The following is a 24384-nucleotide window of genomic DNA, read 5'->3' on the forward strand; positions in this document are numbered from 1 at the left end:
GTCCTCTCAACGTTCTTGATCTAGAGCAACCGAACCACTTGCGAGCAGAGCGAAAAGGAGGACACAAATGAGGGATTCGTATGAGGTCGATCCAGAACTCCTGCCACAGGCGATCGCAGATCTGAAGTATGCATTTATCGAATTGCACAAACTCCGAGAGCGAGCGAGCGACCTCGCGCAGAATCCACCCGGACAAGGCGACGACGAAGTCAGCCTAAACTCGGGAACACAGCTGTCACGAATAGCCGGAGACCCGTCCAAAGGGTCGCTGATACACACCATCAACGCATATCAAGATGCAATCGCGTCAACCATTGATAAATTCGAACAAATGCTCGCAGCTTACTTGAACCTGGAGGACGTCAATCAGATTCCAGAGTTTGAGGTCACCCCAACATCGCATTCCACGAGCCCAACCTATGAAGAAAGACTTCAAGAAAACCTGGGACGCCTTCCAGGAAACGGGAATCTCGCAGTATAGCCAAGGAGGCTCTGACACGTGAAGAGAACCATACACGCCACCATGATATTGGCCGGATTGCCCATCCTGCTGACCATTTCCTCCTGCACACAGGAAGTGGGCGGCCAAGTATCCCCAGCAGATCGCACCTCAATCACAGGCTCGGATGCCACCGGAGACGAGGACTACCGACTAGCGCCTCCGGTAGATAATCCGAGAAATATCGCCGAGCTAGGACCATGCGAACTACTGTCACCGACGACCGCAGGAGCTGCAGGATTCCTTCCTGATGGAATTCTCGAGGAGGAACCCGATGGCAGCCAACGGTGCGCTTGGCAACCGGAAGACCACCCTGACGGGCGCGTAGCCCTCTGGACCGACGTAGACCGCAGGGGCTTGCACGAGATGTATGTCCTACAAGAGAACTATCCCGACTTCCGCGAGTTCGAAGTCGCCGGATACCCGGCAGTGCAGGCCAGCCTCGGCGGAGCAACTGAAATGTACTGTTACATTCACGTCGGAGTAGCGGAAGACCAATTTGTTACATTTAGCTCCAGCCTAGGGATGAAACAGGACGACGATCCGTGTGCTCAGGCGGTCCGTGTCGCCGAAGTCGCAGTCCCCGCCTTCCCAGCAGCATAGGAGAGAGAAATCGTGGCAGATCTCATCCTGAGCACCACGTCAGCGTCCTTCGAGGGAAGGACAGCAAGAGATTTGAAGTCCGCGGTAAGCGGCGCCGGACATGGTGGAAGTTTCCATGATTCCTACGCGCAATGGTCCAACGTAGCGATCACCTTCGGCGACATCGGGGACTATATCGACTCCGCGCTCAGTAAAGCGGCAGGCGCACACAGCGGCGCAGCCTCCGACGCCTCGCAGGGAGCGGTCGCCCCACTGGCCGAATATGCACGCCAAGGTCAGGCGCAAGCGGAGGCTATTCGAGACGTGATGAGTCTGCAGAATCTCGAATACACTACCGCGAGGTTGGACACACCCGACGGGCAGGAGTCTCCGCCGCCCAAGGAGGGCTTCGAGTGGGTGCTGCCTTCGCAGTGGACCGGGCATGGCGACCGGATGGACGCCTATGAGGCGGAGAATCAGGCGGCTCGGGATGCGATGTACGCCTATCAGAACGAGACGAATGCGCGGCTGAGTTCTGTCCCGCTGTTCGAGGAGCCGCCGGAGGTCATGTATTCGGCGAAGGGTTCCACGCCGACCGACGTCAGTCCGGACGGTGGAAGTGTGATCACCACACCGCCGACGGGCGGCGGCCCGGGCTCGGGCGGCTGGGGCGGGCTGCCCGGCGGCTCCGGTGACGGCGGTCCGCCGTCGCCCGGCGGCGGTTCAGGGCTGACTCCGCCAGGCGGCGGCATCTCACCGCCCGGCGGCGGGGGCGGGCACGGCGTCACCCCGCCCGGCGGGCACGGCGTCACCCCGCCCGGCGGGGCTGCGCCCGGCATCAGCCCGGATCACCACACGCCGAGTCCGACTCCGGTCGGGCCCGGGCCCGGTGCGCAGGTGCCGCCGGGTCACGTGGGGCCCACTCCGCCCGGTGGTGGGTACGGACAGCCGGGGCCTGGCGGATTCCTTCCCGGCGGTCCTCCCTCCCCCGGCGGCCCGGGTGGTCAGGCAGGTGGTCCCGGTGGAGGACGGCTGCCCGGCGGCGTGGGCGGTCCCGGCGGCGCGCGTGTACCCGGCGGAATCGGCGGCGGATTCGGCGGTGGTCCCGGTGGCGGGCGGCTGCCCGGCGGGTTCGGCCCAGGTGGTGCGGGCGGCTTCGGGCCCGGCGGACCCGGCGCGGGTGGATTCGGGCCGGGCGGACCAGGCGCGGGCGGGATGACGGGCGCGGGCGGGCCCGGCGCACGACTGCCTGGCGGGTTCGGTCCGGCGGGCGGCGGCTTCGGGCCCGGCGGCGGCGGTGCCGCGGGCGGCGGCATGGCGGGTGGCGGCGCGGGTGGACGCGGGGGTCCCGGCGAGGAGGACAAGGAGCACAAGCGTGCCGACTACCTGCTCGAGACCGAAGACGTCTTCGGCGACGGGATCAAGGTGGCGCCCGCCGTGTTCGGCGAGAATCCACCCGGATACGGTGGCTGACAGTGGACATCAGGGGGCGCATCACCCTGTCCGCCCTAGAGGTGGACAGCATTCTCACCACACTCAAGACGTCGCTGCCGACCGCCTTTCACTTCCTTGGTTTCGGGGACACCGAGGACGAGCGCAGGCAGCTGCACCGGCAGGCCTGGCAGGGCATGGAGCGCAAGGGGCTCGTCGAACGGGGAGAGCTGCATCCGTTCCTCACCAGGGCCTTCCAGACGCTCGCCCGCCCCGCCCTGTCGATCTGGGCGTTCGTTCAACTCGGCGGCGCGGAAGAGATCGACGCCGTGATCGCGGGGAGCGGGGAGTTCGCCGTGATCGCCGCCCATCACGGATCCAAGGATCGCCATCCGCGAGATCGTGAACTTCACCTCGACCCGGTTCGGGGCTCCGCGCTGCCGTGGGCGGCAGCCGGGCTGCTCCCCGAGCATCGGCCGGGCCCGGGCAGGTCGGTGAGCTGCTCCTCCGAGGAGATCGAGGCCGCCGGAAAGCGGATCGGCCGTGATTCCAGCGCGGCGCGCACCGCCTTCGTCCAGGCCGGGATCCGACCAGCCGACGCGGACATGCTGGCCGCGGTCCTCACTGCGAAGCGACTGCGGTTCGGCGAGTTCAGTGCCCGCGCCTTCGATCCACTCAGCGGCCGGGTTCGGAAGTCGGAGTTCCGTGCCGACGTGCTGGACACCGTGGCCGGGCGATATCTCCTCCAGCACAAACCCGATCGGAGCGGCGGGCGCTGGTTCACCATGGCGCCGACCGACCGAGGTCGTCTCGCCGAGCGGCTCGACGAGGTGCTCCAGTCCGTGGCACCTCGGCGACGCTGACGACTTCCGCGTCTCGAGGCCGGGACGGGCTGCCCAGGTGTCGCCGGGCTGCCCGCGCTCCCCGCGATCAGGAGCGCCGCACGCTCTTCGGGAGAAGGGGTCGGGACGAACTCTCACCGGACCGGACCCGGACCGGGCCGGCTTGAACGGGCCGGCTGCGATACGGACCGGTGCGCGGGAGAGATCCGGCAGCGGGGCGGGCGGCGGCACCGCCCCGGCGGCCGTGAGCGCCGCGCGGTCGTCAGGGCGGCGAAGGCACTGCCTGCCGATACAGACGGCGGCGGCTACCGTGTCGACACGGCAGGCGACGACGGGCCCGCGGACGGTCGGACGGCCTCATACGCCGACCCACCGCCCTCCGATCGAGGAGGCGACGTCGACGTCCACGTACAACGCCGCGTCGTCCACGACCTCGGGGCCGGCGACCCGGTCGAGATCGTGATCGATGTCGGCACACCACGACTCGCCGAACGTGATCTCGACAGGTGGAATTCCGCGCTGTTCACCCAGCCGGACGGCTGCCCGGCGCTCCTCACCGCCCATCGTGGTGAAGCCGCCGCTGCGTACAGGCCGACGGTCTCGTGAACCTGCCCGAGGAGGCGGCTCGCCGTCAGGCCGAGCCACCGCACCGGCGGCATCTCACAGCGCGATGTCGACGCCCGACGGGGCGCGGCACACCAGTCCCCGGCCGTGATCACGAATCCCGCGCGGCAAGGCGGTCCAAGACCGCGGGCACGTCGAGGAGCGGATGCTCGGCGATCGTTGAGGCCGGCGTCCTCGATCAGTCCGTCGCACGATTCGTCGGCATCGGTCCATCCCTCGTACCGCGGATCTGACCTGCGTCGACACGGACCACCGCGATGGTGGTCGACACCCAGGCCAGGGTTCCGTCGCCTTGGGGGCGACAGTGAGCACCCGCCAGGCACGGGCGCCGGTTCGTTCCACGGCCGAGCGGCGAATCGGCGTCACCTCCGCCTGCCGGGCAGGAACTCCTGCACCTTGGTCTTGACGCCCTGCGCGATGAGATGCAGCGCTTCGGGGTCGCCCTTCAGAATCGCCTCGGCGGCCGACTTGACCTGTTCGAACGTCGCGTGGGGCGGGATCGGCGGGACCTCGGGATCGCAGCGGACGTCCAGCAGCGCGGGTCCGTCCGCGGCGAGCACCGTGTCCCACGCCGTGGCGAGCCGACTCGGGTCGTCCACGCTGACGGCGGTGAAGCCCAGGGAGCGGGCGAAGCCCGCGTAGTCGACCTCCGGCAGGTTCTGCGATTCCTCGAACTTCGGGGCGCCGCCCATCGCGCGCAACTCCCAGGTCACCTGGTTGAGGTCGTTGTTGTGGAACACGCAGACGACGCAGCGCGGATCGCTCCACAGCTCCCGGTACCGCGCGATGGTGATCAGCTCGGCGAGCCCGTTCATCTGCATGGCGCCGTCGCCGACGAGCGCGATCACGGGCCGGTCGGGGTGGGCGAACTTCGCGCCGATCGCATAGGGCACCGCAGGCCCCATGGTGGCCAGCGTCCCGGACAGGGAGGCGCGGATGTCGCCGCGAACACGCAGATTACGGGCGAACCAGTTGGTGGACGAGCCGGAGTCGGCGGTGACGATGGCGTCGTCGGGGAGGCGGCGGGACAGTTCCGACACGACGGCCATCGGATTCACCGGATCGGCCTGAACGGCGGCCTCTCGGTCGACGGTCTCCCACCAGGACGCGACGTTCTTCTCGATCGTCTTCCGCCAGGATCGATCGGTCCGCTTCTCCAGTCTCGGCAGCAGTGCCCGCAGGGTCGCCGCACTGTCGCCGACGAGGTTGACCTCGGTCGGATAGCGCATGCCGATGAACTTGCCGTCCAGATCGATCTGGACGGCCCTGGCCTGACCGAACTCGGGCAGGAACTGTGAGTAGGGGAAGTTCGATCCGACGATGAGCAGGGTGTCGCAGCCCTGCATGAGTTCGTAACTCGGCCGGGTGCCGAGCAGTCCGATCGTGCCGGTGACATACGGCAGCTCGTCGGACAGCACGTCCTTGCCCAACAACGCCTTGGCGACGCCCGCACCGGTGATCTCCGCGAGCTGACGGATCTCCTCGGCCGCGCCTCGGGCGCCCTGGCCGACGAGAACGGCGACCTTCCGTCCCGTGTTGAGGATCTCGGCGGCCTCGGCGAGGTCCTCCTCCGCAGGCACCGGCCGGCTCCACGAGGTGCCGGGCCTGCTGGAGGGCACCTGTTTGAAGGCGTGCTGGGGCGGGGAGTAGTCCTCCTCCTGCAGGTCCGCCGGAATGATCAGCGCCGTCGGGCACCGAGACGCCTGTGCGGTGCGGATCGCCCGGTCCAGCGCGTTGGGCAGCTGTTCCGGCACGGTGACCTCGACGAGATACTCGCTCGCGACGTCCTTGTACAGCGTCTTCAGGTCGACTTCCTGCTGGTAGCTGCCGCCGATCGCGCTGCGGTCGGTCTGCCCGACTATCGCGACCACGGGAACGTGGTCGAGCTTCGCGTCGTAGAGGCCGTTGAGCAGGTGGATGGCGCCGGGACCCGAGGTGGCCATGCAGACGCCGAAGCCGCCGCTGAACTTGGCGTAGCCGACGGCGGCGAACGCGGCCATCTCCTCATGCCGTGCCTGCACGAATCGGGGCTGGTTGTCGGCCTTCCCGAATGCGGCGACGATGCCGTTGATGCCGTCGCCGGGATAGGCGAACACCTGTCTCACCCCCCATTCCCGCAGCCGCCGAAGCAGGTAGTCGCTGACCGTCTCCGCCATCGAAACTCCTCACTCAGGGGCCCGGAACGTGTCTGCGGATACCCGCCTGGCGGTTCCGGTACACCCCGCGGTGGAGGCGCGACGCGGGGAGGACCACGGGTGCGGACGAGCACGCCCGGCGACGAAGGAGTCCGGCGCCCCGGCTCGGCCGCCCTCCCACCGCGGACACGCCGCCCGGCTCCTGACGGGAGTGGCGGCCGCTGCGACATGAACCGGCATCGTGCGTGGTTCCACCGCCTCACGTGATCGGGCGGCACGGCCGGATCACGGGGGCACGGGCTGGAGGGGCCGGGACTGGGCGCGCAGAGGCCGCGGCCCGGCGGAGCACCATCGTCTCCCGGGCCGACGAATTCCGTCGGCGTGGTCGTGGATGGTGCTCGGCCTGTCCCGCACGGTCCTCGACATGTCGACGACGACGTCGATGCCGAAGCGGACTTCCCGGGCACGAGCCGGCTGTCCACCGGCGGCGAGGCCGAAGGCGGGCGGCGACGGCCGCGAAGAGGGCACGGACGGGCACGCCCGCCGGCGCCCGGTAGCCGCGGCCGGCGACGACCGCGCGCGGGCAGAGACGACCGCCTGCGGATGACACCACCGCCCGGGCCATGGCGACCGGCCGCCGGAGCGAGCGGACGACGTCCTTGACGGGGCCGTACGCCCGGACGACGCCTGCCACGGCCGAGCCGGACCCCGAGATCCGACCCCGGCGACCACCCCGGCCCGCCTCCGGACCGGCGAACGCGGCGGGCTTCACCAGGTGGACGCCTGCGGGCTCGCGCGCATCGCCGGGACGGAGCGGCGGGTCAGAAGCGGGGGTGCTGGCCGATCATCGTCACACGGGGGGCCGGGCCCTCGGTGTTCACCGCGACATCGCCGGAGCGGGCGACCTCGCCCAGCACCCAGGCGGGGACATGGCGGGCGGTGAGCAGGGCCAGCGCCCGGTCGGTGTCCTCGGCGGCCACCACGGCGACCATGCCGACGCCCATGTTGAAGGTGCGCTCCATCTCCTCGCGGGCCACTCGGCCGCGCTGAGCGATCAGAGAGAACACCGGTGAGGGCGTCCACGTGCCGCGATCGAGCACGGCGGTCAGGCCGTCGGGGATCACCCTGGTGAGGTTGCCTGCCAGACCGCCGCCGGTGATGTGGGAGAGCGTCCGCACATCGGTCTCGGCGATCAGGGCCAGGCAGTCCTTGGCGTAGATGCGCGTCGGCTCCAGCAGCTCGTCGCCCAGCGAACGACCGAACTCCTCGACATGCCCGGACAGCGGCATCCGGGCGATGTCGAGCAGCACGTGCCGGGCGAGCGAGTATCCGTTCGAGTGCAGGCCGGAAGAGCCCAGCGCCAAGACGACGTCGCCGGGGCGGACGCGGTCCGGTCCCAACACCGAGTCGGCCTCGACGACGCCCACGCCGGTGCCGGAGATGTCATAGTCGCCTTGGACCATCAGGCCGGGGTGCTCGGCGGTCTCGCCGCCGAGGAGGGCGCAGCCCGCCTGCACACAGCCCTCGGAGATGCCCTTGACCAGCTCGGCGATCCGTTCCGGGATGACCTTGCCGACCGCGATGTAGTCCTGCATGAACAGGGGCTCGGCGCCGCACACCACGAGGTCGTCCATCACCATGGCGACCAGGTCGATGCCCACCGTGTCGTGCCGGTCCAGCGCCTGGGCGATCGCGATCTTGGTGCCGACGCCGTCGGTGGAGGAGGCGATGACGGGCTCGCGCCAGCGGTCCAGCTTCAGCTTGAAGAGCCCGGCGAAACCACCGAGCCCGCCGAGCACCTCAGGACGAGTCGCCCTGGCCGCCCAGGGCTTCAGTCGCTCAACCGCCTCGTCACCAGCGGAGATGTCCACTCCGGCGGCGGCATAGGTGGCACCTGACATCTCGGTCTGGGCAGTCACAACAGGCTCCATGTCATCCGAAGACATATCTGAGGGGTCGAAGGGCCTCGTCAGGCCCGGCGCCGCCTGGAAGCGGGCCCTGCCGGCGTTCTCGCCAACCACGCTACGCGCCGATCTAGATCCACAACGTAACGGTTGTCGTACCATCGCCGGCTCGCGCCGTGTCAGGGGCGACGCACGGCATCCTGCGCACCGTAGGAGCTGGGGACCACCGGCTCGGCGGGGCCCGCCGTGCCGGAGGCGTCCGTGTCCCAGGCCTCCAACAGGTTCTTCCCCAGCATCTCATCCGACGGAAGGGCGATGGGGTACTCGCCGTCGAAGCACGCCGCGCACAGCCGCGTTCTCGGCTGCTCGGACGCCGCGACCAGGTTCTCCAGGGAGATGTAGCCGAGTGTGTCCGCGCCCACTGATCGACGGACCCCGTCGATGTCGACGCCGTTGGCGATCAGCTCCGCCCGGGAGGCGAAGTCGATGCCGTAGAAGCACGGCCATCGCACGGGCGGCGAGGCGATGCGGACGTGGACCTCCAGCGCACCCGCCTCGCGCAGCATCCGGACCAGGGCCCGCTGCGTGTTGCCCCGCACGATCGAGTCGTCGACGACGACCAGGCGCTTGCCCCGGATCACGTCGCGCAGCGGGTTGAGCTTCAACCGGATGCCGAGCTGACGGATGGTCTGGGACGGCTGGATGAACGTCCGACCCACGTAGGAGTTCTTGACGAGGCCTTGGCCGTACGGGATGCCTGAGGCCTGGGCGTATCCGATGGCGGCGGGCGTGCCCGATTCGGGGACCGGGATCACCAGGTCCGCCTCGACGGGGTGCTCCACCGCGAGCTTCCGCCCGATCTCCACCCTGGTGGCATGAACGGAACGACCTGCGATGGTGGTGTCCGGACGAGCCAGGTAGACGTACTCGAACAGGCAGCCCTTGGGGTCGGGCGATGCGAAGCGGGAGCTGCGCAGCCCGTCGGCGTCGATGGCGAGCAGCTCGCCCGGCTCGATCTCGCGGACGAAGGAGGCGCCGACGATGTCGAGCGCCGCCGTCTCGCTCGCGATGACCCAGCCGCGTTCGAGCCTGCCGAGACACAGCGGTCGCACGCCCTGCGGGTCGCGGGCCGCGTAGAGGGTGGACTCGTCGGAGAAGACGAGGGAGAAGCCGCCTCGGACGGTCGGCAGCAGTTCCAGCGCGGCCTGTTCGATCGTGCGGTCCGCCGCGGCGTGGGCGAGGAGACCACAGACGAGGTCGGAGTCGGTGGTGGCCGCCATGTCGGTGCCCCCGCCGGAGCCCACGGCGCCGAGTTCGACGGCGCGGCCGAGCAGCTCGGCGGTGTTCACCAGGTTGCCGTTGTGGCCGAGCACGAGACCGCTGCCGGTCGCGGTGGTGCGGAACGTCGGCTGGGCGTTCTCCCACTTGCCTGAGCCGGTGGTGGAGTATCTGGTGTGTCCGACGGCGACGTGCCCGCGCAACGAGGAGAGCACCTGTTCGTCGAAGACCTGGCTGACCAGGCCGAGGTCCTTGTAGACCACGACCTTGCGACCGTCGCCCACGGCGATGCCCGCCGCCTCCTGGCCGCGGTGCTGGAGGGCGTAGATCCCGTAGAAGGTGATCTTCGCGACCTCCTCGCCGGGGGCCCACACGCCGAACAGGCCGCATTCCTCGCGAGGAACGTCCTTGTCGATGTCGACCGGTGCCGAGCCGCCGGCCGGTGTGGGATCGAAGTCAGCCTTCTCTGTGCCGTTGGCGCCTGCTGCCGCCGGTTGGTGGACGACCACCGAGATCTCCCTATGGATGGAAGGCGGGATACCGCCCGAGTGTAGTCCGAATGCCGGGCAGGGCCGACGTGCTGCGCGCGGGCCGCCCGCGTCGGCTCCACCCGCCGTGCCGGGGGTGACGGCAGGGACGGACGGGACAGGCGGAGCGTGCCCGGTTCCGGCACGACGGGTCCGGACACGGCCGGTCCGGACGTAGGGGCGTCCAGGCGTGGGCGTGGGAGCCGGTAGGCGGCGGGCAGGGCCGTGTGTCTCTCTCGCCCCGCATCGGGCGCGGGTCAGACGGGACCAGGCGGGTCAGAACAGCGGAAGCCAGTGTGAGAGGTCGGCCCGACCGCCGGAGGCGCTGACCCGGCCCGCCGCCAGCGCGTCGTCCCAGGACAGCCTCCCGGTGGCGAGCTCCAGCCAGGTACGGGGATCGGTCTCCACCACGTTGGGCGGAGTCCCTCGGGTGTGTCGCGGGCCTGCCACGCACTGCACCGCGGCGAAGGGCGGCACTCGCACCTCGACGGTGTGGCCCGGCGCGACCTGTTCGAGGGTGCGCAGACTGAGCCGCACCGCGGCGGCGAGCACCGTGCGCTCCGGTCGTGCCGTCTCCCCGTCGGCCAACCAGTCGCCGACCGCCGCCACGGCGGCCCTGGCCTCCTGAGGGTCGAGCCGACGTCGTGCAGCCATGTCCGCAGCCTAGCCGGCGCCGAGGAACGGGCGTGCGCCTGTCGGGCGGGGGCCGGGCGACGGGCTTACCGTTCGACCATGGGGCACTCCGCCGGGCCACGTCCTCCCTCGTCGCGGGTGCGGCCCGCGAGCGACGCGGGCCTGCCCGGCCTCATCGAGGACTACGCGATGCTGTCCGACCTGCGCACCGCGGCCCTGGTGGGCAAGGACGGGTCACTGGACTGGCTGTGTCTGCCCCGTTTCGACTCGCCGTCCTGCTTCTCCCGGCTGCTCGGCGACGACCGGGCGGGTCACTGGCGGATCACACCGGTCGAGGAGGTCCTCGAGGTCCGGCGGCGCTACCGCAAGGACACGATGATCCTGGAGACCGACTTCCACACCGCGCACGGCGTGGTGCGTCTGGTGGACGCGATGGAACCGCATCCCGATCACGAGGACCTGCCGACCCGGCTGATCCGCATGGTGTACGGGCTCACGGGCTCGGTGCAGCTGCGGCTGGACTGGGTGGTGCGCTTCGCGTACGCGGACTCGGTTCCGTGGGTCCGTCGAGTCCAGGAGGAGGACTCGACGGAGTGCGTCTTCGCCGTCGCGGGCCCGGACGCCGTGGTGCTGCGGGGAGAGCCGCTGCCGAAGCCGGTGCCGCATCGACTGGCCCACGAGGCAGTCTTCACCGTCAACGCCGGGGAGAGCCGGGCGTGGGTGATGCAGTACCGGTGGGCCGCGCAGTCCCCGCCCGCCTGGGTCGATCCGGGCGAGTGTCTGCGGCGCACGGAGCGGTACTGGCGCGACTGGACGTCGAAGATCCAGTACAGCGGGCCGTGTGAGGCGGCGGTACGTCGATCGCTGATCACCCTCAAGGGGCTGATCTACGCGCCGAGCGGCGGCATCGTCGCCGCCCCGACCACCTCGCTGCCGGAGGCGCTCGGCGGGTCGCGCAACTGGGACTACCGGTACTGCTGGCTGCGGGACGCCACGTTGACCCTGCTGGCCCTGGATTCGCTGGGTTGCGGGGCGGAGGCGGCGGCCTGGCGCGACTGGCTGCTACGGGCGGTGGCGGGTGACCCGGCCGACCTACAGATCATGTACGCGATCGACGGGCGACGTCACCTGCTCGAATGGGAGGTGGACTGGCTGATCGGCTATCACGGCGCCACGCCGGTGCGGGTGGGCAACGGCGCGTTCCGTCAACGGCAGCTCGACGTCTACGGCGAGGTGATGGACGCCCTGCACCTGGCCAGGGAGCGCGGCCTCGCGGAGACCGCCGAGTCGTGGGCGTTGCAGCGTGCCCTGCTGGCGGATCTGGAACGGGTCTGGCACCTGCCGGATCACGGTCTGTGGGAGGTACGCGGACCGGAACGGCACTTCACCCATTCCAGGGTGATGGTCTGGGTGGCCTTCGACCGCGCGGTGCACGCCGTCGAGGAGTTCGGCCTGCCGGGGCCGGTGGCGCGGTGGCGCGAGCTTCGGGACCGGGTGCACGCCGAGGTGCTGCGGGAAGGCTGGAACCAGGAGCTCGGCACCTTCACCCAGTACTACGGGGGGACCGAGTTGGACGCCGCCACGCTGCTGCTGCCCATGCTGGGCTTCCTGCCGGGCGCCGACGAGCGGATCGTGGGCACGATCGAGGCGATCGACCGCGATCTGCGACATGGCGATCTGGTGGACCGGTACTCGACGGAACCCGGCATCTCGCCGATCGACGGGCTGAGCGGCCGGGAGGGCTCGTTCATCGCCTGTTCGTTCTGGTTCGTCAACGCGCTGGAGCTCTCCGGCCGGTGTGACGAGGCGCTGGCCATGTTCCATCGGCTCGTGGCGTTGGCCAACGACGTGGGACTGTACTCGGAGGAGTACGACTCGCGGGGTCGCCGGTTCACCGGCAACTTCCCCCAGGCCTTCAGTCAGCTCGCCATGGTCGACTCGGCGGCGCTGCTGGCGTTGAACGCCCCCCGTAGGCATGAGCCCGACCGCAGGAACGGCCGGGCGTCCCGGCATCACCATGCTCGTCGACACGCCGACGACGGACGTCGTCCCGAGTGAGCCGTGGAGCTCCCCGAGGGGGCGGGCCTGCTCGTCGTCGACCCCGTGTCGGTCCTCTTCAGCGCCGCCGTTGCGTCGCCAGCAGGCGGTTGATCGCCGCCGGGGGACCCGGTCGGGCGAAGTACCAGCCTTGGCCCGCCTCACAGCCGATGTCGCGCAGGCGCTCCGCCTGGGCGGCCGTCTCGACGCCCTCCGCGGTGACGGTCAGCCCGAGCGCATGGGCGAGGGTGACCAGTGCCCCGACTATCTGCTCGTCCACGGGGTCCGGTCTGCCCGCCACCCGCAGCCCCTCCACGAACGAGCCTGCGATCTTGAGTTCGTGGACGGGAAGCCGCCGCAGGTAGGCGAGGTTGGAGTAGCCGGTGCCGAAGTCGTCGATGGCGATGCGGACGCCCATGTCGTAGAGCTTGCGCAGCGCGCTGGTCTGGTCCTCGGCGGTGCCCATCACGGCGCTCTCGGTGAGTTCGAGCTGCAACTGTCCCGCCCGCAGTCCGGTGTCCCGCAGGATGGACTCGACGTCACTGACCAGGGACGGGTCCCGTGACTGACGAGCGGCGAGGTTGACGCTGACGAAGGGGGCGTCGTCGCCGAACTCGTCGCTCCACTGCCGAGCCTGCCGACAGGTGTGCTCGAGCACCCATCGACCGAGCTGGACGATGAGCCCGGTCTCCTCGGCCAGGCCGATGAACTTGTCCGGGGCGAGCAGGCCGTGTTCGGGGTGCTGCCAGCGGACCAGTGCCTCCACGGCGATGACCCGTCCGTCGGCCAAGGCGACGAGCGGCTGGTAGTCGACGTAGAACTCGTCGCGTTCCAGAGCCGCGGGCATGGTGGCGGAGAGCCGGAACCTGGCGACCTCACGAGCGTTGCGCTCGGGGTCGAACAGCGCCCACCGGCTCTTGCCCTCGGACTTCGCCCAGTACAGCGTCACGTCGGCGTCCCGGATCAGGTCGCCCGAGCCGCCCGCGACGACCGGACGTTCGACGATGCCGATGCTCGCCGACACCGAGAGCTGGTGACCGCCGATTCGGATGGGATCGGCCAGCACGTCGAGCACCTGGTTCCCCAGCTCGATGAGCTGGTCCGTCCCGGAGCTGCGTTCGGCCAGCAGCACGAACTCGTCGCCGCCGAGCCGGGCCACCAGGCAATCGGTGAGGGCGACGCTCGCCGCGAGCCGTTTCGCGACCGCGACCAGCAGCTCGTCGCCGACGTGATGGCCGAGGCTGTCATTGATGACCTTGAAACCGTCGAGGTCGATGAAGCACAGGCCTACTCGACGGTCCCGTTCCGGCCGGTTGAACACCCGCGCCAGCCGATCCAGGAACAGCGCACGGTTGGCCAGCCCGGTGAGCGGGTCGTGCAGCGCCTGGTAGCGCAGCCGGTCCTGAAGCTGATGGCGGTCGGTGACGTCCTCCATCATCGCGAGCTGGTACTGGGGTTCGCCGTCGGGACCCCGGACCAGGGAGACGGTGAGGTTGGTCCACACCGAGTCGCCGTCGCTGCGGAAGAACTGCTTCTCCGCCCGGAAGTACTCGCGGTCTCCCCTGGTCAGCTGTCGGTAGGCCTCGTGGGTCGCCTCGGGATCGCCCGCGTGCAGGAACTCGTGCAGGGAGAAGCCGCGGAACTCCTCCAGCGAGTAGCCGAGCATCTGTTGCAGGGCGAGGTTGGCGTCGAGCATCCGACCGTCCACGTCGGCGAGGCCGATGCCGATGGCGGCTTCGGTGAACAGTGCCCGGAAGCGTGCCTCGCTCGCCCGCAGCGCCGCCTCGGCCTGTTCGCGGGCGTCGAGCACCGCCTCGCGGATCGCCTCCTGTTCGTGGAGGGTGCGCTGCCGCAGCGCGTAGCCGTAACCGCCTGCGAGCGCGCCCTGCACCGCGGAGATCCGGCCGGCGGCGACGTCGGGCATCTCCTGGGTGATCTCATCACCCAGGAGTGTGATGGTGCGCTCCAACGTGGCCGAGCTGGTGAAGTGGCTGTCGACCAGGTCGACGCCGACCTCCCATGCCGCGCGCGGGTTGAAGGGCTCCGCGTCGAGCGCGGCGAAGATCCGTGTCGCGAGTCCGACGAGGTAGTCGACGACCTCGTCCTGGGACATCGACACATAGCTGGTGCCGTTGATCGCCGCAGCCCATTCCCGCGCGAGTCGTCGGGCCACGACCGCGTGGTCCGCGTCGTGATCACCGGTGCCCGCGGAATCGCCGGGTCGCTCCGTCATGCGCACAATGGGGCCTGCTCACCAGTCTCGAACCGCTGAGGCGACGACACGGGCCGCCGCGTCGGGTCGGCGGGCGGCGTCACGGAGTGCCGTGCCGCGCCGGGGACCGTTCCGTGGCGCCCGGCCGCGGCCGGATCGTCAACCACGAGTTCGAGGGTAACGCCCGACCGCATCGCTCGCCCCGCATGGCGTCGTTCGGCTCGCCCGTTCGGCGACGGCGAGTGATCCGGACGGCGGTGGGGACGGGGAGACGCTGTCACGACGGCCTCCCCTCATCACCCGTCTGGAGTATCACCGGTCGTCAGCAGCATACGACGCACGGTGGCGCGGCCTGCGGGGATCGGTGCTCACGCCTTCCGTCCGACGCCCACCGCGCCGGGCGCCCAGTCCGGGTCGGGCCCGTCGTAGAGGTCGCCGCCACTGAACAGGCCGGCGTTGACCAGCCCCGGCGGGTCGATGATCGCGAATCCGCCGAACAGTCGCGCGATCTGCTCCTCGGTGCGCAGAGTCAACGGCGTCGCGCTCCGGCTGTAGACCTTCTTCACGGTGGTGGCGCGCTCGTCCTCCGGTTCACCTTCCTGCACCGGCTCGGCGAGCGCGTGCGAGATCACCAGGTGGCTGCCCGGTGCGACGGCGTCGTGATACCGCGCGAGGGTCGCCGCCGGGTCGTCCGTGTCCGGGATGAAGTGCAGCACGGCGACGGTGAGCAGCCCGACGGGCTGGTCGAGGTCGAGCAGGTCGACGACGGCCGGGTCGGTCAGCACCGCGTCGACGTCGCGGAGATCGGCTTTGACCACGGCCGCCTGTGCGTCCTGCGCGAGGATGGAGCGGCTGTGCGCATAGGCGACCGGGTCGTTGTCGACGTAGACCACCCTGGCGGTCGGGTCGATGCGCTGCGCGGTCTCGTGGACGTTGCCGACGGTGGGGATGCCGGAGCCGAGATCGATGAACTGGCGGACCCCGGAGTCCAGCAGCAGCCGGACCGACCATCGCAGGAAGGAGCGGTTGAGCTGAGCGAACCGCCGCGTGCCCGGGAACGTCGCGATCACCTGGTCGGCCATCTGCCGGTCGACGGCGAAGTTGTGCGCGCCGCCGAGGAAGTAGTCGTACATCCGAGCGGCGCTCGGGCGCTCCACGTCGACCTCGCTGGGCACCCAAGAAGGACGTTCTCCTGCCACGGAAGCACTCCTGTTCGCCGAGACCACTCGATCAGGCGATAAGCATAAGCGTTGTCGATCGCCCGCCGTCACCGCAGGACCGCGTTCCGTGTCCTTTTGCCCGGTCACTGCGCCTGCGGGCGACACCCGGTCGAAGCGTCATCCCGGAACTCCGTGTCTTGACCTTCGCCGCGGCGGCACGCTCGTCGATCGACGACGGTCGACCGGCGAGATCACGCTGGTCAACGGCGCCGATCGACGGGCGGGTCCGTCGACGCCCTGAGGCTCACTCCGACGCCGGGCGGCGCGGCGGCGAGCCCGGCCGGGCGTTTGTCCATCCACTGTGGATACCGCTGCTCCCCGTCTCCGCAGTGGACGGAGTCGATCTCGGAGGCGCTTCTCCGGGTTCATCCGGCGTGTCCCCTCGGTGCGACGTCTCCGGGCGAACCGGCGATATCCGACTTACGGTGAGCGACAGATCACGAGCCAGTCTTCATGTTCCGCGGCCGGCCCATCGACCCTCGAAGTCAGTCGGTTGTTCCGACAGGAATTCAACGTAGGGGTGCCAGTTGACCAAGACGAATCGCCTGCGCGCCAGAGTCGGCGTCATCGCCGCCACCACCACGCTGCTCCTTCTCGGTGCGGTCGCTCCTGCCATCGCGAGCCGCACGTCCGTCGAGGCCGAGCAGACGACCGGGCAGACTCTGCTCCCCGAAGACCACACCGGGGACGCTCCGCTCCCCGAAGACCACACCGGGGACGCTCCGCTCCCCGAAGACCACACCGGGGACGCTCCGCTCCCCGAAGACCACACCGGGGAGACTCCGCTCCCCGAAGAGTCCACGGACCAGGCCGCGGAGGGCCCCGCCGAGCAGGCGCCGCACTCCGAAGGCTCGGCGGAGGAGACCCCGCTGCCCGAGGGCTCCAACGAGCACTACGCGGGCTCGCAGATCATGAAGCACGAGGGCCGCAGCGGCAGCCCCGATCCGAGCGCGGCACAGAGCGGACAGACCCACGGCATGGACGTCAGCGGTTGGCAGGGCAACGTCGACTGGGACAAGGCCTGGGCGAACGGCGCGAAGTTCGCCTACGTGAAGGCGACGGAGGGCACCGGCTTCAAGAACCCGGACTTCACCCAGCAGTACAACGGCTCCTACCGGGTGGGGATGATCCGCGGCGCCTACCACTTCGCGCTGCCCGATCGTTCGACGGGCGCGGCACAGGCGAAGTACTTCGTGGCCAACGGCGGCGGCTGGTCGAAGGACGGCCGGACGCTGCCCCCGGCGCTCGACATCGAGTACAACCCCTACGGCGCGACCTGCTACGGGCTGAGCCAGTCGCAGATGGTGTCCTGGATCCGGGACTTCAGCAACGAGGTGCACCGGCTGACCACCCGCTACCCCACGATCTACACCAGCACGAGCTGGTGGCAGACCTGCACGGGGAACAACGGCGGATTCGGCGCGACGAACCCGCTGTGGATCGCCCGCTACTCCAACTCCGTGGGCACGCTGCCCAACGGGTGGGGCTTCCACACCATCTGGCAGTACTCCGACAGCGGCATCTTCCCCGGCGACCAGAACTGGTTCAACGGTGCCCAGGATCGGCTTCAGGCGCTCGCGAACGGCTGACGGCGGGCGAGCACGCCGACTCGGGGTGCGCACCGGTGACGGTGTGCACCCCGATCACGTCGAGCGCTCCGGTGCGGGCCTGTCGGAGGCCGCACCGGCTCAGCCGAAGAGCGCAGGCAGGGTGCCCTCCCAGGCTTCTCGCAGGCGGGCGAGCGGGAAGTCGCCGACGCCCTGGATCTCGACGGCGTCGGCCGCCGGGTCCACCACGCCGATCTTCGTCCACGGCAGCCCGCGCATGGTGCACATGTCGGTGAACCGCAGCTCCTCGGTGCGGGTGACCGACACCAGTGCCCGACCCGCCGACTCGGAGAACAGCCAGACGAACGGGTCGGCGTCCTCCGGGAGCACGATCCGGCAGCCGGTCTGCCCGGTGAGGGCGGCCTCGATCACGGCCTGAGCCAGTCCGCCTTCGGAGAGGTCGTGCGCGGCCGAGACCATGCCGTCCCGGGACCCTGCGAGCAGGACCTCCGCGAGCAGCCGCTCCGCCGCGAGATCCACCTTCGGCGGCCTGCCGCCCAGGTGGCCGTGCACGACGCGCGCCCATTCGGAACCGTCGAACTCGTCGGCGGTCGTGCCGAGCAGCAGCAGCGACTCGCCGGCCTCGTTGCCGATTCCGCTGGGGATCCGCCGGTGCACGTCGTCGATGACGCCGAGGACTCCCACCACCGGCGTCGGCAGGATCGCCGTGGCACCGGTCTGGTTGTAGAAGCTGACGTTGCCGCCGGTCACGGGGATGCCGAGTTCGCGGCAGCCGTCCGCCAACCCGCGCACCGCCTGCTCGAACTGCCACATCACACCGGGGTCCTCCGGCGAGCCGAAGTTCAGGCAGTTGGTCACGGCGGCGGGAACCGCGCCGCTCACCGCGACGTTGCGATATGCCTCGGCCAAGGCGAGCTGCGCGCCGGTGTACGGGTCGAGCCTGCAGTAGCGCCCGTTGCAGTCGGTGGCCACGGCGACGCCGAGTCCGGTCTCCTCGTCGACGCGGACCATCCCCGCGTCGGCGGGCTGCGACAGCACCGTGTTGCCCCGCACGTACCGGTCGTACTGATCGGTCACCCAGGCCCTGCTGGCCAGGTTCGGCGAGGCGATCATCCGCAGCAGGGTGTCGCTCAGCTCCTCGGGGCCGCTGGGCCGGGCGAGGCCGCTGGTGTCGTCCGCGACGAGCTCGTCCTGATCGGCGGGCCGGGCCACGGGACGCCGGTACACCGGACCCTCATGGGCCACGGTGCGCGGCGGGACGTCGACGACGACCTCGCCGTTCCAGGTGATGACGAGCCTGCCGCCTCGGGCGGCCTCCTCCTCGGAGACCTCGGTGACCTCGCCGATCACCGTCGCGGTGACGTCCCACTTCTCGCACACGGCGAGGAAGGCGTCCACGTCCTCCGGCCGCACCACGGCGCACATCCGCTCCTGCGACTCGCTGGAGAGGATCTCCGCCGGGGTCATGCCCGCCGCGCGCAGCGGGACGCGGTCCAGCTCGACGCGCATGCCGCCGTCGCCCGCCGAGGCCAGCTCCGAGGTGGCGCAGGACAGGCCCGCGCCGCCGAGGTCCTGGATGCCGACCACGAGCCTGCTGCCGAACAGCTCCAGGCAGCATTCGATCAGGACCTTCTCGGCGAAGGGATCGCCGACCTGCACGGCGGGCAGCTTCTTGCGTCCGCCGCCCGCGTCGCCGCCCGCGAAGCTGTCCGAGGCCAGCACGGAGACGCCGCCGATGCCGTCCAGACCGGTCCGAGCCCCGAAGAGGATGATCTTGTTGCCGACGCCGGACGCATGGGCCGTGTGCAGGTCCTCCACGCGCATCGAACCGATGCAAAGCGCGTTGACCAGCGGGTTCCCCGCGTAGCTCTCGTCGAAGACGACCTCGCCGCCGATGTTGGGCAGCCCGAGACAGTTGCCGTAACCGCCGACGCCCGCCACGACGCCGGGCAGCACCCGCCGGGTGTCGGGCGCGTCGGCGGGGCCGAAGCGCAGCGGGTCGGCGATCGCGATCGGCCGCGCGCCCATGGCCATGATGTCTCGGACGATGCCGCCCACACCGGTCGCCGCGCCCTGATAGGGCTCCACGTACGACGGGTGGTTGTGCGACTCGACCTTGAAGGTGACGGCCCAGCCGCCGCCGATGTCGATCACACCCGCGTTCTCGCCGATGCCCGCGAGCATCGTCGACCGCATCTCGTCGGTGGTCGTCTCACCGAAGTAGCCGAGGTGCACCTTGGAGGACTTGTAGGAGCAGTGCTCGCTCCACATCACCGAGTACATGGCCAGCTCGGCGTCCGTGGGCCGCCTGCCCAGGATCTCGCGAATGCGCTGGTACTCGTCGTCCTTCACCCCGAGCTCCCGATGCGGCTGAGCCGTGTCGGGGGTGGCTCGGGCGTGTTCCACCGTGTCGACGTGGTCGGCGACGTCGGGCTGGGCGGAGTTCGTGTCTACGGACTGGTCGTTGCCGGTCACACGCTCACCATCGCGTCGAGGAGGGACAGGAAGACGCCGAGGCCGTCGTCACTCGGGCCGGTCAGGGCGTCGACGGCGTGTTCCGGATGCGGCATCATGCCGACGATCCGACCGCTGGGATCGCTGATGCCCGCGATCTCGCGCAGCGCGCCGTTGGGCGGGTCGCCGAGGTAGCGCAGGACGACCTGACCCTCGCCCTCGAGCGAGTCGAGGGTGGCCGCGTCCGCGACGTACCGACCCTCCATGGACTTCAACGGGACGATGATCTCCGCGCCCGCCTCGTACCGACCGGTCCAGGCCGTGTCGGTGCGCTCGACGCGCAGCCACTGGTCGCGGCAGACGAAGTGCAGTCCGGCGTTGCGCACCAGCGCGCCGGGCAGCAGCCCGGCCTCGCACAGGATCTGGAAGCCGTTGCAGATGCCGAGCACCGGCATCCCCCGGCCCGCCGCGGCGACGACCTCCGTCATCACCGGGGCGAAGCTGGCGATCGCGCCGCAGCGCAGGTAGTCGCCGTAGGAGAAGCCGCCGGGCACCACCACCGCGTCGACGCCGCGCAGGTCCGCGTCCCGATGCCACAGCGACACGGCCTCCGCGCCCGCGAGGCGGACGGCGCGGGCGGCATCGACGTCGTCGAGGGTGCCGGGGAAGGTGATCACCCCGACCTTCATGACTGTTCCCTCCGGATCGCCCAGTCCTCGATGACCGGATTGGCCAGGAGCGTCTCGGCGATGCGCCCGAGCGTGGCGTCGTCGACGGAGTCGTCGACCTCCAGCTCGAAGTGCTTGCCTTGACGGATGCTCGTCACTCCCTGGAAGCCCAACCGGGGCAATGCGCCTGCCACCGCCTGGCCTTGGGGGTCGAGGATCTCCTGCTTGGGCATGACGTCGACGACGACTCGGGCCACTGCTGCTGCTCCAGCTGTTCAGGTCGGCGGAATGTGGCACCGAGGCTACCTGAGCTGTGCTTTCGACCGACGTCGGGCGTGGTGCGTCGGCGGGAGGCCCGGTCGCCGCGCGCCCTCGACGAACGGTGATGCTCCTCGCGACGGACGTCGACGTCAGGACCGTCCCGAATAGGTGCCGATTCCGGTCGTCAGCGTCCCCTGAGGCCGGGTCGTCAGGGCGGTCCGGTGCGGCCTCCGGGGTGGTGTGCGCCGGTCGCAGTGTCGGCGGAACCACGCCGTCCGCGTTCGTCGGTCAGCGTTCGCCCTGCCGTTCGCCGCCGAGGACGGGCGGCGCCGCGTGACCGGTGTCGCCCCACATCTCGTCGACCGGCTCCAAGTACTCCAGGGCGTCCTGATCCCGTCCTTCGCCGCGGCCGGGGCGACGGGTCGTCGTCCGGCTCGGCCCGGCGTCCGGCCCCCAGGCGGGCCGGTCCAACACCGAAGGTTGGAAGGGCGATGCCGAGGAACCCGCCGGCTCGGGGTCGCGGTACCCGATCTCCTGGTGCTGTTTGACGGCGTCCGGACCGAACTGCTGGGCGAGGGTGAGCGGCGGGGGCGGGGGCTCCGGTGACACGGGCCGCGGTGCGGTCGTCGGGGTCGGGGTCGGCGTCGGGGTCGGGGTCGGCGTCGGGGTCGGCGTCGGAGTCGCGGCCGACGGCGGGTCGGGCGTCGCGCCCGCGGGCGGCGGAGCCGGTGCGGCGGCATCGACCCGGCCCCACCCCGACGGCGCTGCATCGCGTGGCGCCGAGCCGCGTGGGCCGGGGCTGATCGATGCCGGGCCGCTCGACGCCGGGTCTGCCGCAGCGGGGCCTGCCGAAGCGGGAGCGACCTGGCCGGGACCGGGCGCGGGAGGACCGGGCGCGAGGAGACCGGATGAGGGGGAATCGGGCGGCATCGGACTCGCGGGCATCGATCCGGCCGGGCTCGCTCCACGGGAGTCCGGGGTCGGGCCGGGTGGCACCGCAGGTGACGGGCGATGCCGCGCCGCCGCATCGGACGCGGCAGGCGGATTCGACCCGACCCGGCGTGGACCGACGGGCGGCGGTCCGGCAGGCGCCACCCGCGCGGCGAAGGCCTGCGGCGGCCCGGCGACCTGCGGAGGCCCACCCGGATGGCCGGACGTCCACGCGAGCCCGCCCCGCCGCTCCTGCTCGTCCCCTCCGGTGACCTGCGGGTTCGGCCGAGTGGGCGGGCCCGCGTGCGACACGGTCGCCGGACGAGCCCCGCCGGATCGTCCTGCCCCGGCGGCCGCGCCGGCATGGTCCGGTGCGAAGGCGGGCAGCTCGGCGACGGTCGCGTCGACGGCACGCTCGTAGGCTCGCGCCAGGTCCCTGGCACGTTCCTCGGCCTCGCGGGCCCGTGTCTCTCGATCCTCCCGGTCCGTCGCCGTGCCGAGGAGCACCGCCACCGGCTGGTCCCGCCACGCCTCGTCGTCGGTGACGCGGATCGGGGCGGGCATCTCGGCCGTGACGTGCTCGAAGGCCGCAGCCCAGCGATCGACGCCCACCCCGATGCCCACCGACGCCTGCTGAGCGTCCAGGGCGAACCGTGCCAACGGCGACACGCCGTCGCGCATCGCCGCCGCCGCCGACCCGTGCCACACCGCTCCGCTGTCCCGGAGGGCGCCCTCGACGAGATCGGCGACACGACCGAAGCTGCCGCCGACGTGCTCTCGCCAGCGGACGGCCGCCTCGGTGGCCGAGTCCGTCGAACCGGCGGCGAACCAGTCGACGAGCTGCTGATGGGCGATGCCGTCCCAGTTGGTGCCGGTCATGTGGTCTGCCTCCCGAACAGTGGCGGCGGTGACGGATCGGCCGATGCCCCGGGGTGCGCGGGCGGACCCACGCGGAAGGCACGGAGCCGAACGGGGGCGGCGGGCGGGCGACGACGACGGCCGATCCGTTTCGAGCGGCCGCGTGGCCGGTCGCACTCGGGCGCCCCGGCCTGCCCGGAACGCCACTCAGGCACGGCAGGCTCGGTTCGCGGCTCGGCACGCGCGCCGTGAGCCCGCCGTCCCGCGACGTCGCGAATCCACCGTCTCCCGGCATCTCGAGGCCGCCGCGACACGCCGTCGTGAACCCGAGGACACGACGCGGGGCGAACGCGGTCGGACTCGCCGCCGCCTGCTCCGCCGTGGCCGGGCCGGGCGTGGATCGTCGGCGTCATCCCGGCTCGGCCCCGGCGTCGAGCAGTTCGCGGAGCATCTGGGCGAGCCGAGCGGAGTCGGCGGGCTCGACGGCCACGCGGCCGTCCCGGTGATGCACGGCATAGCGGCCCTGCACGGTGTCGTAGACGTCGATCACCCACGGCGCCCGTCGTCGCGCGCCCCCGACATCCCGCCACGTCGCGCCGAGCTGACCGCCGCGCAGCCGGGCGGTCCCGAGCATCGCGAGGACTTCTCGGGCCTCCGCCTGTGCGACGCCGTGCCGCACCAGAGCGTCCGCGAAGCGCGTATCGGGGCAGGAGCCGTCCGCCCCGGCGGCCTGGACGACCGCGGCGGGCAGACACACCGCGCGGCCGCTGCCCGCTCGCATCGCCCCCAGGACGTCGACTGCCGAGTCGATCACGGCGGCCGGGTGCACGTCGTCGAGGGTGAGCCGTTCGTCGTCGAGCACGCCTCGGGCACCGCGCTCGCCGTCGGACGCGGCCAGCCCACGAAGCTCCCGACCGGGTTCCACCGTCCATCGCAGGTCGACGGCGTGGCGCGGCGCGGCCAGGCATCGCAACGCCGACGCCAGCGACGGATGGACGGCCACCCCGTCGAGCAGCCCGCGCTCGCGCAGCGACGCGGTGGCGCGCCGATCGGACTCCGCGTTCTCGGCCAGGGTCACACCGCGTTCGCGGGTGGCCAACGTCAACGGTCTGCTGCCCAGCTCGAGGTGTCGCCACAACAGATTCAGTTCGGCTCGTTCCACGACGATCGGCAAAGCCGGGCCTCCCCGCTCGGATGACGCGGCCGATCATCGCAGGGCCGCCGTGAGTCTCGGGTCAACGGCGAGGGAATCACTCCGAGCGGTGAACCGGGTGGGCGACGGCCGGATCGAGGGCCGAGGACTGCTGCCGAGCCGCGGCCCGATCGAGTCGGGCGATCACGTCGGACAACATGGCGACGGCGGCGGCCACCGTCGTGGTCAGCGAACCCGCCGGGTCGGCGGCCCGTCCCACGAAACCGGTCACCGCGGCGAGGCTGACCGGGTCGTCACCCGGCGCGGTGAGGTCGGTCAGCTCCTCCGCCGAGTCGCCTGCCTCGCGCAGGTGTTCGATCGCGGCGAGCAGACGTTCACGCAGGGCGGGCACCGCGTCGACGTCGATCTGGAAACCCGACGCCGCCGCCGAGTCGGCGCCTGCGGGCAGCGGCACGGAGATGTTCACCTGTCCGGCCATCACGTCTCCTCCTCGACTCGTCGGTCGTGTACGGCGGCCGTCCGAGGCACGTCGAGGACGGCGAACCCCCAGCATGCACCCCGCCGCGGC

General features: G+C 70.8%; 19 protein-coding genes. 6 read left to right on the forward strand and 13 right to left on the reverse strand.

Going from position 1 to position 24384, the window contains the following annotated elements:
- Positions 1 to 67 precede the first annotated feature (67 nt).
- From AHOG_RS28950 to AHOG_RS27125, 4 genes are all read left to right on the forward strand, one after another.
- Entirely contained in the window at positions 68 to 481 is a 414-nt protein-coding gene (locus AHOG_RS28950) for a hypothetical protein (RefSeq protein ID WP_157737069.1), read from the forward strand.
- Between the two features lie 42 nt (positions 482 to 523).
- Positions 524 to 1102 carry a DUF3558 domain-containing protein gene (locus AHOG_RS30660; protein ID WP_376700090.1) on the forward strand — a complete coding sequence of 193 codons (579 nt, stop codon included), beginning with the start codon at positions 524 to 526 and terminating at the stop codon, positions 1100 to 1102.
- 342 nt (positions 1103 to 1444) lie between these two features.
- Positions 1445 to 2554 (forward strand): hypothetical protein, encoded by a 1110-nt coding sequence (locus AHOG_RS28955; RefSeq protein WP_157737070.1) that lies wholly within the window; start codon positions 1445 to 1447, stop codon positions 2552 to 2554.
- A 2-nt stretch (positions 2555 to 2556) separates the two neighbouring features.
- The gene (locus AHOG_RS27125) at positions 2557 to 3375 is read left to right on the forward strand and encodes an ESX secretion-associated protein EspG (RefSeq protein WP_157737071.1); all 819 of its coding nucleotides are present in this window, start codon (positions 2557 to 2559) and stop codon (positions 3373 to 3375) included.
- 336 nt (positions 3376 to 3711) lie between these two features.
- On the opposite strand, the gene AHOG_RS27130 is transcribed toward AHOG_RS27125, so the two are convergent.
- From AHOG_RS27130 to AHOG_RS27155, 5 genes are all read right to left on the reverse strand, one after another.
- On the reverse strand, positions 3712 to 3918 hold the full coding sequence (locus AHOG_RS27130; RefSeq protein ID WP_093943835.1) for a hypothetical protein: 207 nt from the start codon (positions 3916 to 3918) through the stop codon (positions 3712 to 3714).
- A gap of 422 nt (positions 3919 to 4340) precedes the next feature.
- Entirely contained in the window at positions 4341 to 6134 is a 1794-nt protein-coding gene (locus tag AHOG_RS27135) for a thiamine pyrophosphate-requiring protein (protein ID WP_093943836.1), read from the reverse strand.
- 800 nt (positions 6135 to 6934) lie between these two features.
- Complete coding sequence (purM, locus tag AHOG_RS27145; RefSeq protein ID WP_093943838.1) at positions 6935 to 8044, reverse strand: phosphoribosylformylglycinamidine cyclo-ligase; 1110 nt, start codon at positions 8042 to 8044, stop codon at positions 6935 to 6937.
- Between the two features lie 152 nt (positions 8045 to 8196).
- The gene (purF, locus tag AHOG_RS27150; protein ID WP_093944864.1) at positions 8197 to 9711 is read right to left on the reverse strand and encodes an amidophosphoribosyltransferase; all 1515 of its coding nucleotides are present in this window, start codon (positions 9709 to 9711) and stop codon (positions 8197 to 8199) included.
- Positions 9712 to 10098: 387 nt separating this feature from the next.
- Positions 10099 to 10476, reverse strand: a complete 378-nt coding sequence (locus tag AHOG_RS27155) for a sterol carrier family protein (protein WP_093943839.1) — start codon at positions 10474 to 10476, stop codon at positions 10099 to 10101.
- Positions 10477 to 10554: 78 nt separating this feature from the next.
- Between AHOG_RS27155 and AHOG_RS27160 the strand changes: the two genes are divergently transcribed.
- Entirely contained in the window at positions 10555 to 12513 is a 1959-nt protein-coding gene (locus tag AHOG_RS27160; protein WP_093943840.1) for a glycoside hydrolase family 15 protein, read from the forward strand.
- A gap of 58 nt (positions 12514 to 12571) precedes the next feature.
- On the opposite strand, the gene AHOG_RS27165 is transcribed toward AHOG_RS27160, so the two are convergent.
- Positions 12572 to 14725 carry a putative bifunctional diguanylate cyclase/phosphodiesterase gene (locus AHOG_RS27165; RefSeq protein ID WP_093943841.1) on the reverse strand — a complete coding sequence of 718 codons (2154 nt, stop codon included), beginning with the start codon at positions 14723 to 14725 and terminating at the stop codon, positions 12572 to 12574.
- A gap of 347 nt (positions 14726 to 15072) precedes the next feature.
- Positions 15073 to 15903, reverse strand: a complete 831-nt coding sequence (locus AHOG_RS27170; RefSeq protein ID WP_157737072.1) for an SAM-dependent methyltransferase — start codon at positions 15901 to 15903, stop codon at positions 15073 to 15075.
- 932 nt (positions 15904 to 16835) lie between these two features.
- Here AHOG_RS27170 and AHOG_RS27175 point away from each other — a divergent pair.
- Positions 16836 to 17513 carry a lysozyme gene (locus tag AHOG_RS27175; RefSeq protein ID WP_093944865.1) on the forward strand — a complete coding sequence of 226 codons (678 nt, stop codon included), beginning with the start codon at positions 16836 to 16838 and terminating at the stop codon, positions 17511 to 17513.
- Positions 17514 to 17612: 99 nt separating this feature from the next.
- On the opposite strand, the gene purL is transcribed toward AHOG_RS27175, so the two are convergent.
- The 6 genes from purL to AHOG_RS27205 form a co-directional block, all read right to left on the reverse strand.
- Positions 17613 to 19967: a phosphoribosylformylglycinamidine synthase subunit PurL gene (purL, locus tag AHOG_RS27180; protein WP_093943843.1), complete on the reverse strand. Its 2355-nt coding sequence runs from the start codon at positions 19965 to 19967 to the stop codon at positions 17613 to 17615.
- Positions 19964 to 20635 (reverse strand): phosphoribosylformylglycinamidine synthase subunit PurQ, encoded by a 672-nt coding sequence (purQ, locus tag AHOG_RS27185; protein WP_093943844.1) that lies wholly within the window; start codon positions 20633 to 20635, stop codon positions 19964 to 19966. Before purQ ends, purL begins: the two co-directional genes overlap by 4 nt.
- Positions 20632 to 20871 (reverse strand): phosphoribosylformylglycinamidine synthase subunit PurS, encoded by a 240-nt coding sequence (gene purS / locus AHOG_RS27190; protein ID WP_093943845.1) that lies wholly within the window; start codon positions 20869 to 20871, stop codon positions 20632 to 20634. The genes purQ and purS overlap by 4 nt, the downstream gene beginning before the upstream one ends.
- A 292-nt stretch (positions 20872 to 21163) precedes the next feature.
- On the reverse strand, positions 21164 to 22684 hold the full coding sequence (locus AHOG_RS27195; RefSeq protein WP_093943846.1) for a hypothetical protein: 1521 nt from the start codon (positions 22682 to 22684) through the stop codon (positions 21164 to 21166).
- Positions 22685 to 23072: 388 nt separating this feature from the next.
- Entirely contained in the window at positions 23073 to 23837 is a 765-nt protein-coding gene (locus AHOG_RS27200; RefSeq protein ID WP_093943847.1) for an ESX secretion-associated protein EspG, read from the reverse strand.
- Positions 23838 to 23913: 76 nt separating this feature from the next.
- Entirely contained in the window at positions 23914 to 24294 is a 381-nt protein-coding gene (locus AHOG_RS27205; protein WP_093943848.1) for a hypothetical protein, read from the reverse strand.
- Positions 24295 to 24384 lie beyond the last annotated feature (90 nt).

It is taken from the genome of Actinoalloteichus hoggarensis, from assembly GCF_002234535.1.
Classification (GTDB): domain Bacteria; phylum Actinomycetota; class Actinomycetes; order Mycobacteriales; family Pseudonocardiaceae; genus Actinoalloteichus_A; species Actinoalloteichus_A hoggarensis.